Source organism: Pseudomonas sp. ZL2 (assembly GCF_054788455.1).
Window position 1 is genome coordinate 256620 of record NZ_JBGOGX010000001.1, and the last position, 11314, is coordinate 267933.

At 61.6% G+C, this 11314-nt stretch carries 11 protein-coding genes and 1 riboswitch; of the genes, 8 read left to right on the top strand and 3 right to left on the bottom strand.

Features of this window, described 5'->3' with window-relative positions:
- Positions 1-24 precede the first annotated feature (24 nt).
- The gene (locus ABM562_RS01130) at positions 25-1260 is read left to right on the top strand and encodes a cation:proton antiporter (RefSeq protein ID WP_115089227.1); all 1236 of its coding nucleotides are present in this window, start codon (positions 25-27) and stop codon (positions 1258-1260) included.
- A gap of 86 nt (positions 1261-1346) precedes the next feature.
- Here the strand turns inward: ABM562_RS01130 and ABM562_RS01135 are convergent, their stop codons facing one another.
- A complete protein-coding gene (locus tag ABM562_RS01135; protein ID WP_115089228.1) occupies positions 1347-1745 on the bottom strand; it encodes an acyl-CoA thioesterase in 399 nt (132 codons plus the stop codon).
- A 338-nt stretch (positions 1746-2083) separates the two neighbouring features.
- On the opposite strand from ABM562_RS01135, the gene ABM562_RS01140 reads away from it, so the two are divergent.
- The 7 genes from ABM562_RS01140 to ABM562_RS01170 all read left to right on the top strand — a co-directional run bounded on the left by ABM562_RS01140 (position 2084) and on the right by ABM562_RS01170 (position 9893).
- Positions 2084-2590, top strand: coding sequence for an inclusion body family protein (locus ABM562_RS01140; RefSeq protein WP_115089229.1), 507 nt, complete (start codon positions 2084-2086; stop codon positions 2588-2590).
- 78 nt (positions 2591-2668) lie between these two features.
- A complete protein-coding gene (locus ABM562_RS01145) occupies positions 2669-3178 on the top strand; it encodes a hypothetical protein (protein WP_115089230.1) in 510 nt (169 codons plus the stop codon).
- 99 nt (positions 3179-3277) lie between these two features.
- A riboswitch (S-adenosyl-L-homocysteine riboswitch) is annotated at positions 3278-3381 on the top strand.
- A 21-nt stretch (positions 3382-3402) separates the two neighbouring features.
- A complete protein-coding gene (ahcY, locus tag ABM562_RS01150; RefSeq protein WP_460420521.1) occupies positions 3403-4812 on the top strand; it encodes an adenosylhomocysteinase in 1410 nt (469 codons plus the stop codon).
- A 93-nt stretch (positions 4813-4905) separates the two neighbouring features.
- Positions 4906-5751 carry a methylenetetrahydrofolate reductase [NAD(P)H] gene (gene metF / locus ABM562_RS01155; RefSeq protein WP_115089232.1) on the top strand — a complete coding sequence of 282 codons (846 nt, stop codon included), beginning with the start codon at positions 4906-4908 and terminating at the stop codon, positions 5749-5751.
- A 109-nt stretch (positions 5752-5860) separates the two neighbouring features.
- Complete coding sequence (locus tag ABM562_RS01160; RefSeq protein WP_460420523.1) at positions 5861-6943, top strand: hypothetical protein; 1083 nt, start codon at positions 5861-5863, stop codon at positions 6941-6943.
- A gap of 65 nt (positions 6944-7008) precedes the next feature.
- The gene (locus ABM562_RS01165) at positions 7009-7794 is read left to right on the top strand and encodes a substrate-binding periplasmic protein (protein WP_346617682.1); all 786 of its coding nucleotides are present in this window, start codon (positions 7009-7011) and stop codon (positions 7792-7794) included.
- Positions 7795-8015: 221 nt separating this feature from the next.
- Positions 8016-9893 carry a DEAD/DEAH box helicase gene (locus ABM562_RS01170; protein WP_115089235.1) on the top strand — a complete coding sequence of 626 codons (1878 nt, stop codon included), beginning with the start codon at positions 8016-8018 and terminating at the stop codon, positions 9891-9893.
- 64 nt (positions 9894-9957) lie between these two features.
- Here the strand turns inward: ABM562_RS01170 and ABM562_RS01175 are convergent, their stop codons facing one another.
- Positions 9958-10536 carry a YceI family protein gene (locus tag ABM562_RS01175; protein WP_115089236.1) on the bottom strand — a complete coding sequence of 193 codons (579 nt, stop codon included), beginning with the start codon at positions 10534-10536 and terminating at the stop codon, positions 9958-9960.
- A 33-nt stretch (positions 10537-10569) separates the two neighbouring features.
- Positions 10570-11121, bottom strand: coding sequence for a cytochrome b (locus ABM562_RS01180; RefSeq protein ID WP_134064596.1), 552 nt, complete (start codon positions 11119-11121; stop codon positions 10570-10572).
- Between the last annotated feature and the right edge of the window lie 193 nt (positions 11122-11314).

The following is an 11314-nucleotide window of genomic DNA, read 5'->3' on the forward strand; positions in this document are numbered from 1 at the left end:
TTGGAAGCCACTACAGGACCTAGGATGCTTGAGCTCGTTGCTGCGTTTATCTGTTTGACCACCCTCCTCACCTATGTAAATTACCGCTTTATCGGCCTGCCCCCGACCATCGGCGTGATGGTGACCGCATTGCTGTTCTCGCTGCTGCTGCAAGGCCTGAGCGTGATCGGTTACCCCGGCCTGGAAGAACGCGTGCAAGGCCTGATGAACCAGATCGATTTCAACGATCTGCTGATGCACTGGATGCTGTCGTTCCTGCTGTTCGCTGGCGCCTTGCATGTAAACCTTGCCGACCTGCGCAGCTATCGCTGGCCGATTGGCCTGCTGGCGACCGTCGGCGTGTTGATCGCCACTGTGGTCATCGGTTTTCTCGCCCACTGGATTTTCGCCCTGTTCGGCTGGCACGTGAGCCTGCTCTACTGCCTGCTGTTCGGTGCCCTGATCTCGCCGACCGACCCGATTGCGGTACTCGGCGCGCTACGTACTGCCAATGCTTCCAAGCCACTGAAGACCACCATCGTCGGTGAGTCGCTGTTCAACGACGGTACCGCCGTTGTGGTGTTCACCGTGCTGCTGGGCATCGCCCAACTCGGCGAAACACCAACGGTGGCTGACACCGCGATCCTGTTCGCCCGCGAAGCCATTGGCGGCATCGTGTTCGGCGGCCTGGTGGGCTACATCACCTACCGCATGATCAAGAGCATCGAGCAGTACCAGGTCGAGGTCATGCTGACCCTGGCACTGGTCATCGGCGGTTCGGCCATGGCCTACGAGCTGCACGTTTCGGCGCCGATCGCCATGGTGGTCGCCGGCCTGATCATCGGCAACCTTGGCCGCAACCTGGCAATGAACGACATGACCCGTCGTTACATGGACGGTTTCTGGGAACTGATCGACGACATGCTCAACGCCCTGCTGTTCGCCCTGATCGGCCTGGAGCTGCTACTGCTGCCGTTCTCGTGGATGCACCTGGCGGCCGCCGGCGTGCTGGCGGTGGCGATCCTGTTGTCGCGCCTGCTGACCGTGGCCCCGGCCATCGTCATGCTGCGCCGCTGGCGCCCGGTGCCGCGTGGCACCGTGCGGGTCCTGACCTGGGGTGGCTTGCGCGGTGGCGTGTCGGTGGCCCTGGCCCTGTCGCTGCCAACCGGTACCGAGCGCGACCTGTTGCTGAGCATTACCTACATCGTGGTGCTGTCGTCGATCCTGTTGCAGGGCCTGACGATCGGGCGGGTGGTGCGTGGGGTTACCGAGCAGCCTTGAGGCCGCTATCGCTGGCAAGCCAGCTCCCACAGGGATCTAGGTGGGAGCGGCGGTGCGGCGACCCGACTTGACCCGCGATGCTGTTGTTACTCTACCGCGGTATCGAACTGATCCTTGATGTACTTGATCTCGGTGCGCCCGTGCGGCGCCGGCAAGCCGTCCTCACCCAGGTTGACGAAGACCATGCGGTCGACCGTGAGGATGCTCTTGCGGGTGATCTTGTTGCGCACTTCGCACTTGAGGGTGACCGAGGTGCGGCCGAACTCGGTGGCGGTGATGCCCAGCTCGATGATGTCGCCCTGGCGCGAGGCGCTGACGAAGTTGATCTCGGAGATGTACTTGGTCACCACGCGCTGGTTGCCCAGCTGCACGATCGCGTAGATCGCCGCCTCTTCGTCGATCCAGCGCAGCAGGCTGCCGCCGAACAGGGTGCCATTAGGGTTGAGGTCTTCGGGCTTGACCCATTTGCGGGTGTGGAAATTCATCTGTACTCCTGACCTGCATAGCCTCTGAAAGTCGGGCAGCGAAGGGCAACACAGCCCTCCGGCCCTCGCTCTACATGGTAGTCCCATTCGGGTGGAATCGACCAATACGACCATTGGTCAGTAGCCATGGAAATTCCACTGGTTGCCCTTTGACACCCCGTTTGATGCGTCTAGCCTGAGCATGTGATCCGCAGATCACTCCAGGTAGTCGGACAACCGGAACTTGGCATACGGCGCGGCAGAACCGGCATCGCAGGCAGCGAAGCTCCGGGCAGTGCCAGTGGAGAGCAACTGAGGCTCACCATTGACCTACTCGAACAGTGAAAAGGAATCCACTCATGTCCAGAGTCATCGACGTCAGCATCAATTTCGACACCGAAACCATCCTCAAGAAATTCCCCAATCCGAGCAAGGACCCGAACAAGCCCACGTTCATCCCGCCGGAACATATCTACATGGTTACCTACCAGGACAACGTCATCGCCGGCCAGGCCGGTGGCGAGTTGCACCTTAAGGGCCGTGTGGGTGACGTTATCCGCTGGCGTGAAACGAGCATTTCGTTTGGTTTCGAGCAGTCGGTGATCCTTTATGGGTTCGTTTCCACCGACCCGAATCACCAACTGCTGGAAGACCCTCGCGCACTGAAGGCCAAAGTGCAAACGGCCGTGCCTAACGCCAACAACAAGACCGTGCCGACATGCCAGGTCAACGACAACTACTACTGGCGCGGCGACCTGCTCGCGCAAGGCCAGGTCACTTACCACTTCAAGTTCATGATCGTCGATCGTGATTGCAAGTGCTGTGGCTACTTCGAATGGGATCCGTTCATCACCATCACCAACTGATCCAGGGCAAGCGCCGCCGGCCAGCCGGCGGCGCACATCAAAGTCCGCCCCAATTGGTGCTCATGGAAGGAGCTCATCATGACCACGGAGAAACCCGAACACGTTTTGCTGATCGTCGATGCCAAGGGCCTGCTTGCCGATCTCGACCCGCTACCCACTGACCCCGACTCGCCCGCCGATCTCGATCCCCGCCACCTCTGCATCCTGCACTCCCGCCCGGAAACGGATGCCCCCTTGCTTGTCGAGTCGCCGCGACTGACCGTCGAGGCCGGGAAAACGCTGCTGCTGCGCGTGGTCCCGGTGGCGCTGCTCGGCGAGGAAATACTCTTCAGCCACAGCCCTGCCAGCGTGCCGCCGCTGGCTATCGAGCTGACCGAACAGCGCAGCCTGCGCCTGGCACTTCCCGAAGCCTCTGCCCCTCTGCAACCGTCGAGCCGCGAGGTCGACGATTACCACTGGCAACTGCGCAGCGACCAGCCTGGCGAATTCAAACTCACCTGGCAGGTCGCGGTACTGGCCCAGGACTGCGAGCCACTGGCCCACCTGAGCCTGCACCTGGACCTGGTGGTGACGGAGCCGACAGACTGAGTCTTTGATTTGTCTTTATCGCTTGGGAAGCTCGAAAAGCCCGGCTATAATCGCCCGGCATTATTCGACGGTGGCCGCATTGGCCACCGTTCCCGCCACCTGTCCGAGGGGCGCTGCAGCAGGTTAAACCTGTCAGGCTCGGATGGGGCGTTGTCCGCAAGGCCTGCCTGCGGACACTAAACGCACAACGGCGCCCATTCGCACACTACGAATGGAGGCTCTCAATGAGCGCTGTAAACACGCCTGCTGGTTTTACCGATTACAAAGTCGCCGATATCTCCCTGGCCGCCTGGGGCCGTCGCGAGACCATCATTGCTGAATCGGAAATGCCTGCGCTGATGGGCCTGCGCCGCAAGTACCTGGAAGAGCAACCGCTCAAGGGTGCGAAAATTCTCGGCTGCATCCACATGACCATCCAGACTGCCGTGCTGATCGAAACCCTGGTTGCCCTGGGTGCCGAAGTGCGCTGGTCGTCCTGCAACATCTTCTCGACTCAAGACCAGGCCGCTGCCTCCATCGCCGCTGCCGGCATCCCTGTCTTCGCCTGGAAAGGCGAAACCGAAGAAGAGTACGAGTGGTGCCTGGAGCAGACCATCCTCAAGGATGGCCAGCCATGGGACGCCAACATGATCCTCGACGACGGCGGCGACCTCACCGAGCTGCTGCACAAGAAGTACCCGGCTGTTCTGGATCGCGTCCATGGCGTCACCGAAGAGACCACCACCGGCGTGCACCGCCTGCTCGACATGCTGGCCAAGGGCGAGCTGAAAGTCCCGGCGATCAACGTCAACGACTCGGTCACCAAGAGCAAGAACGACAACAAATACGGCTGCCGTCACAGCCTCAACGACGCCATCAAGCGCGGCACCGACCACCTGCTGTCGGGCAAGCAGGCGCTGGTCATCGGTTACGGTGACGTGGGCAAGGGCTCGGCCCAGTCGCTGCGTCAGGAAGGCATGATCGTCAAGGTTTCGGAAGTCGACCCGATCTGCGCCATGCAAGCCTGCATGGACGGTTTCGAGCTGGTCTCGCCGTTCATCGACGGTATCAACAACGGTACCGAAGCGAGCATCGACAAGGCCCTGCTGGGCAAGATCGACCTGATCGTGACCACCACCGGTAACGTCAACGTCTGCGACGCCAATATGCTCAAGGCCCTGAAGAAGCGCGCCGTGGTCTGCAACATCGGCCACTTCGACAATGAAATCGACACCGCTTTCATGCGCAAGAACTGGGCCTGGGAAGAAGTCAAACCACAGGTACACAAGATTCACCGTACCGGCCATGGCGACTTCGACCCACAGAACGACGACTACCTGATCCTGCTGGCCGAAGGCCGCCTGGTGAACCTGGGCAACGCTACCGGCCACCCAAGCCGGATCATGGACGGCTCGTTCGCCAACCAGGTCCTGGCGCAGATCTTCCTGTTCGAGCAGAAGTATGCCGACCTGCCAGCCGCTCAGAAAGCCGAGCGCCTGACCGTTGAAGTCCTGCCGAAGAAACTCGACGAAGAAGTGGCCCTGGAAATGGTCCGCGGCTTCGGTGGCGTAGTGACCCAACTGACCCCGCAACAGGCCGAGTACATCGGCGTGACTATTGAAGGGCCGTTCAAGCCACACGCCTACCGTTACTGATAGTTGGTAGCTGCAAGCGGCAAGCTGCAAGCGGTTCGCGCCGCTTCTGCTTGTCGCTTGCGGCTTGTAGCTTGCCGCTGAAGAGAATCTTCTATGTCTCAGGAACGTCGTTACAGCTTCGAGTTCTTCCCGACCAAGACCGATGCTGGACATGAAAAACTGCTCGCCACTGCCCGCCAGCTGGCCAGCTACAACCCGGATTTCTTCTCCTGCACCTACGGTGCCGGTGGCTCGACCCGCGACCGCACACTCAACACCGTGCTGCAGCTGGAAAGCGAAGTGAAAGTCCCGGCGGCGCCGCACCTGTCGTGCGTCGGTGACAGCAAGGACGACCTGCGCTCGCTGCTGACCCAGTACCAGGCAGCCGGCATCCAGCGTATCGTCGCCTTGCGCGGCGACCTGCCGTCGGGCATGGGCATGGCCAGCGGTGAGCTGCGCTACGCCAACGAACTGGTCGAGTTCATCCGCCAGGAAAGCGGCGATCACTTCCATATCGAAATCGCCGCCTACCCGGAGATGCACCCTCAGGCGCGCAACTTCGAAGATGACCTGAAGAACTTCGTGCGCAAGGCCAACGCCGGTGCCAACAGCGCCATCACCCAGTACTTCTTCAACGCCGACAGCTACTTCTACTTCGTCGAGCGCGTGCAGCAGATGGGTGTGGATATTCCTGTAGTACCGGGGATCATGCCGATCACCAACTACAGCAAGCTGGCGCGCTTCTCCGACGCCTGCGGCGCCGAGATCCCGCGCTGGATCCGCAAGCAGCTGGAAGCCTATGGCGATGATGTGAAGAGCATTCAGGCCTACGGTGAAGAAATCATCACCCGCATGTGCGAGCAATTGCTGCAAGGCGGCGCACCAGGGCTGCACTTCTATACCCTGAACCAGGCCGATCCGAGCCTGGCGATCTGGAACAACCTCAAGTTGCCCCGCTGATCGACCCGCTACACCACTGGTAACAATTGCTTCAGAATTCTGAAAAGGCCTTTCGCTTACGCTAAGGGCCTTTTCTGCATTCTTCCCCCTGACGGATTTTCGTGCCTACATGCGCCAAGGACTTACCCCTGCTCGACCGCAACTCGTTTACCTGGTCTTCGGGCCACCTACCTATCATCAGGAAGCCCAGTTCAGTATCGTCAGCGCCCTGGCCAACCTGCGCAAGACCCCGGGGGAAGCACTCGACATCCAGGTCTACAGCGACAATCCCGAACCTTACCAGCACCTGCCGGTAACCGTTCATCTACTGGACCAGGCAACCCGTGAAGCCTGGAACCAGCCCTATGGGTATCACTTTCGCAGCAAGCACGTGGTGCTGCGCCAGGTGCTGGCCAGCGCGCCCATGGCCGTATTGATCGATACCGACACCTTTTTCCATCAGTCGCCCATCGAACTGTTTCGCCGGGTCAAGCCAGGCACTCTGCTGTGCAACGCCATCGGCAGCACCTACGGCGATGATCCGCACTGCCCGCTGTTCCAGACCCTGGCATCCATGCTCAAGGAGCGCGACCTGGCAGACCAGCACATGCCGCTGCTGAACTCCGGAGTCATCGGCCTGGTGCAGGAAGACGCGCCGCTGCTCGATCGCTCCATCGCCTTGATGGACGAGTACTATCCCCATGCCAAGGGTGCCTACACCCTGGAAGAGTTCTGCCTGGCTGTCGCAGCCTACCGGCATATGCAGGTCAACCAGTGCACCGACCTCATCCATCACTACTGGAGCCGCAAGCGGCTGTTCCGAGCCAAGGTCCAGGCCTGGCTGGCCAAGCACCAGCAAGCACCGTTGAGCGCCGAGGCACTTGCCGATGTCGCCCGGGTCAACGCTCAGTTGCCCAAGCCGCCGACCTTGCAACGCCTGGGCTACAAGGCACTGAGCCTGACTCTGCCGGCCGAACAGCGCCAGTTCATGCGCGAATTGCTCAACGGCTGCTACGACTACCCCAACGAGTTCGATCGCGCGTGCGCTTCGGCCTGGTGGGAAAAAGCCCTCGACAACGCCAAGGCCCGCCATCCACGGCCGATTTGCCCCGACACCCTGCACCAGTGGTTCGCGCACCCAGGCATGCGCCTGTCGCTGGGCCGCAAGCATGGCACCGTGCGTGACTCCCTGTTAAAGCGATCACAGCGCTGACAACCCGGCTGGATCGACATGCACGGCTACTAGCCATAGCCGTGCACACGTCGTAATCTCCAGCCATGCCCGATTTCACCCGCCTGTTGACCGCCCTGTTTCTCACTTGCCTGAGTGCCTTTGCCCACGGCGAGAAGCTGCGTATCGTCACCGAACCCTGGGCGCCCTATGTGTACCTTGAGGACGGCCAGGCCAAAGGCATCGACTACGAGGTGACCGCCGAGGTGTTCAAGCGCCTGGGGGTCGAGGTGGAATGGCAGTTCCTGCCCTGGAAGCGCTGCCTGGCCATGATCGAGCAGGGCCTGGCCGATGGCGTACTGGACATCTTCCAGACCGAACAGCGCGACAGCCAGCTGTTCTACCCCAGCGAGCCGCTGTCCGACGTCGAATTCACCCTGTTCTACGCCAACGACCGCCCACACAAGATCAAGCGCCTGGAAGACCTGCGCGGCCTGACGGTCGGTACCTCGCCCGGCTACAGCTACGGCGCGGCGTTCATCGATTCGCCGCTGTTCACCCGCGAGCCCGCACCCACCCACGAGGCCAACTTCGGCAAACTGCAGCGTGGGCGCATCGACCTGCTGATCACCGACCGCCGGGTGGGTCGCTACCTGGTGCGCAACCTGGGCCTGGAGCAGCAGATCAGTGAGCTACCGCTGGTGATCAGCCGCCAGAGCCAGTACCTGGCAGTACGCCGCAATGTCGGCATGGACCTGCTGGCCCAGCGCTTTGCCGCCGAACTGCGGCGCTTCAAGCGCGAGCCTGCCTATGCCGAGTTGCACGCACGCTACGCCAGTGCCGGGGAAAACTTTCAACCCGCCGTTGAGCAGCAGGAACGCAGCACGCGCTGAATGCTCTGTTATACTCGGGCCTTCCCGCCAGGCTTACGCCCGGACGCTCGGCCTTGCAAAAGGCATCCCGACCGGCAGGACAGCGCGGCCAAGAGCCCGCCCGCCGCCCCGGATGCGCATTGAAGACCCTGCTGGACCGGACGCGATAGCATCACCTGATGCCCGTCGCGCCAGGCAAGATTATCCCATCGGGCTCAGCCCCCATTAGAACAGGATTACTCATGTCCTTTGCTTCCCTCGGTCTCTCCGAGGCTCTAGTCCGCGCTATCGAGGCAGCGGGCTACACCCAGCCCACTCCGGTGCAACAGCGGGCCATTCCCGCCGTGTTGCAAGGCCGCGACCTGATGGTTGCCGCCCAGACAGGTACTGGTAAAACCGGCGGCTTCGCCCTGCCGATCCTTGAACGCCTGTTCCCCGGTGGTCACCCGGACAAGTCCCAGCGTCATGGCCCACGCCAGCCGCGGGTCCTGGTGCTGACCCCGACGCGCGAACTGGCCGCCCAGGTTCACGACAGCTTCAAGGTCTACGCCCGCGACCTCAAATTCGTCAGCGCCTGCATCTTCGGTGGTGTCGGCATGAACCCGCAGGTTCAGGCCATGGCCAAGGGCGTTGACGTGCTGGTGGCCTGCCCGGGCCGTCTGCTCGACCTGGCCGGTCAGGGCAGCGTTGATCTGTCCCACGTCGAAACCCTGGTGCTGGACGAAGCCGACCGCATGCTCGACATGGGCTTCATCCACGACGTGAAGAAGGTCCTTGCCCGCCTGCCGGCCAAGCGCCAGAACCTGCTGTTCTCGGCAACCTTCTCCAAGGACATCACGGACCTTGCCGACAAGCTGCTGCACAACCCCGAGCGCATCGAAGTCACGCCGCCCAATACCACCGTCGAGCGTATCGAGCAGCGCGTCTACCGCCTGCCGGCAAGCCACAAGCGCGCCTTGCTGGCTCACCTGATCACCACGGGTGCCTGGGAACAGGTTCTGGTCTTCACCCGTACCAAGCATGGCGCCAACCGCCTGGCCGAGTACCTGGAAAAGCACGGCCTGACCGCCGCCGCAATCCACGGCAACAAGAGCCAGAACGCGCGCACCAAGGCCCTGGCCGACTTCAAGGCCGGCACCGTGCGCATCATGGTCGCCACCGACATCGCCGCCCGAGGCCTGGACATCGACCAGCTGCCGCACGTGGTCAACTTCGAGCTGCCCAACGTCGAGGAAGACTACGTCCACCGTATCGGCCGTACCGGCCGTGCCGGTCGTTCGGGCGAGGCCATCTCGCTGGTCGCCCCGGATGAAGAAAAGCTGCTCAAGAGCATCGAGCGCGTCACCCGCCAGAAGATCCCTGATGGCGACCTGATGGGTTTTGACGCGTCCAAAGTCGAAGCAGAAAAACCCGAAACCCGTGAACGCCCGCAAAACAATCCTCGCGGTGGCCGTGGCCAGCGTGCCGATGGCAGCAATGCCGGCAGCGGCGGTCGCAAGGACAAGGGCAAGGATCAGGGCAAAGACAAAGGCCGCGACAAGGACAAGGAAAAAACTGCGGAGAAATCCGCTGGTGGCCGCCAGGAGCGCAAGCCTCGCGACAACAAGCCGCGTCAGGCCCAGTCCTCCCAGCCAGGCACTGCGCCGGTGCAAGCCAATCGTGATCCGGAAGAGTTTCTGGATGACGAAGTGGATAACTTCGGTAACCGCGCCGACTACGTCAGCCCTTACCAGAACAAAGGCAACCAGGGCCGCAACCGTCGCCCGGGCGCACCTGCCCAGGCGGGCGCCGGTACCGGTGGCCAGCCACGCGGCGGCCAGCCGCGCAGCAACAACGCCCCGCGCAGCGGCGGCGGTGCTTCGGCCAACGGCGAGAAGCGCGGTGGTGGTGCCCGTAATGGTGGTGGCAGCCGTGACGGTGGCGGTCGCAATCGCCGCCCGGCTCGGGACGAACAATCGAGCAAAGAGCCGGCCGTACGTAATCCGCGTGAAGGCCAGCCGCAACCAAAGATTGTGCACAAAGAGTCGAAGATCGACCGCTTCCCGACTGCCGAACAGCTCGAACAGCTGCCAAGCCGTCCGCGTGGCGAGAAGCCTGCGCTGCTGACGCGTAACCGCTGATTCAGCGAGCGCGCCAACAAAAACGCCGCCCCTAGGGGCGGCGTTTTTGTTTGTTGCGCAGCAATTACTTCTGCTTGATGCCTTCGATCGAGATGTCCAGATCCAGGGTCTGCGAAGAAGGACCCGGGCCCTTGATGCCGAAATCGTTCAGGTTCAGCTTGGTCGTGGCGTTGAAGCCAGCGCGCTCGCCGCCCCATGGATCCTTGCCTTCACCGTTGAAGGTGGCCTTGAAGATCACCGGCTTGGTCACGCCGTGCAGGGTCAGGTCGCCGGTCACGTCAGCGGTTTTCTCGCCGGTCGATTTGACGCTGGTGGAGACGAACTTGGCTTCTGGGAATTTGCTCACATCGAGGAAGTCTTTGCTGGCGATGTGCTTGTCACGCTCGGCGTGGTTCGACCACAGGCTAGCGGTTTTCAGGTCGACAGCGATCTTGCTGGCTTCAGGCTTGGTGGCATCCCAGCTGAAGGAACCATCGAAATCCTTGAAGGTACCGTGGATGAAGCTGTAACCCAGGTGGCTGATCTTCCAGTCAACGAAGGCGTGCTGGCCTTCCTTGTCGATCTTGTAGTCTGCTGCCATGGCTTGGCCGGCCGAGAGCAGTGCGGTACCGAGCGCCAGAGCGGCAAAAGTCTTTTTCAACATGCGTCTATATCCCTTTGGAGTTGAGGTTGAACATCAAGCTTTGCGGCCCAGCATGCGGATCAGGGTCGCGTCACGGTCGATAAAGTGGTGTTTCAGGGCTGCCAGGCCGTGCAGTCCGGCAAAAATCACCAGCCCCCAGGCCAGGTAGAAATGGATCTCGCCGGCGACGTCGGCCTGGTCGGGCAGGTTGCTGACCAGCGCTGGCACTTCGAAAAGACCGAACACCGGGATGCCGACGCCATCGGCGGTAGAAATCAGGTAGCCGGCAATCATCACCGCGAACAGCCCCAGGTACAGTAGGCCGTGGCCGGCCTTGGAGGCCAGGCGGGTAAGCGAGCCGTGGCTGACCGGTGCCGGTGGCGGCGGGCTGATAAAGCGCCAGAGCACACGCAGCAGCATTACACCCAGCAGTACCAGACCGATGCTTTTGTGCAGGTCGGGAGCGTCTTTGCGCCATGGGCTGTAGTAGTCCAGGCCCATCATCCACAGGCCCAGGCCGAACAGGCCGAATACAGCCAGAGCAACACCCCAGTGCAGGACGATGCTGACAAAGCCATAACGAGAAGGTGAATTGCGCAGTTGCATTGCCGTGTTTCCCTGTAAGAACTGTGCTCAAGACTAACGAGTTATCTATCGATTTAAAGCGGAAAATTTCGCTTTGAAATATCGAGAAATACGATCTTTAGTATGAAGCGGAGCCATTAAGGAAACATTAACCACGTGGGAAGGGAAGCCCCGTTGGGTCTGGGGGCCGCCGCGCGGCCCGTCGCCGGCAAGG

Bases quoted from the DNA above. Each gene is read 5' to 3' on its own strand.
- ABM562_RS01170 (WP_115089235.1), top strand. From the start codon at position 8,016: ATGTCCTTTGCTTCCCTCGGTCTCTCCGAGGCTCTAGTCCGCGCTATC.
- ABM562_RS01130 (WP_115089227.1), top strand. From the start codon at position 25: ATGCTTGAGCTCGTTGCTGCGTTTATCTGTTTGACCACCCTCCTCACC.
- ABM562_RS01165 (WP_346617682.1), top strand. From the start codon at position 7,009: ATGCCCGATTTCACCCGCCTGTTGACCGCCCTGTTTCTCACTTGCCTG.
- ABM562_RS01135 (WP_115089228.1), bottom strand. From the start codon at position 1,745: ATGAATTTCCACACCCGCAAATGGGTCAAGCCCGAAGACCTCAACCCT.
- ABM562_RS01180 (WP_134064596.1), bottom strand. From the start codon at position 11,121: ATGCAACTGCGCAATTCACCTTCTCGTTATGGCTTTGTCAGCATCGTC.
- ahcY (WP_460420521.1), top strand. From the start codon at position 3,403: ATGAGCGCTGTAAACACGCCTGCTGGTTTTACCGATTACAAAGTCGCC.
- ABM562_RS01145 (WP_115089230.1), top strand. From the start codon at position 2,669: ATGACCACGGAGAAACCCGAACACGTTTTGCTGATCGTCGATGCCAAG.
- ABM562_RS01160 (WP_460420523.1), top strand. From the start codon at position 5,861: ATGCGCCAAGGACTTACCCCTGCTCGACCGCAACTCGTTTACCTGGTC.
- metF (WP_115089232.1), top strand. From the start codon at position 4,906: ATGTCTCAGGAACGTCGTTACAGCTTCGAGTTCTTCCCGACCAAGACC.
- ABM562_RS01175 (WP_115089236.1), bottom strand. From the start codon at position 10,536: ATGTTGAAAAAGACTTTTGCCGCTCTGGCGCTCGGTACCGCACTGCTC.
- ABM562_RS01140 (WP_115089229.1), top strand. From the start codon at position 2,084: ATGTCCAGAGTCATCGACGTCAGCATCAATTTCGACACCGAAACCATC.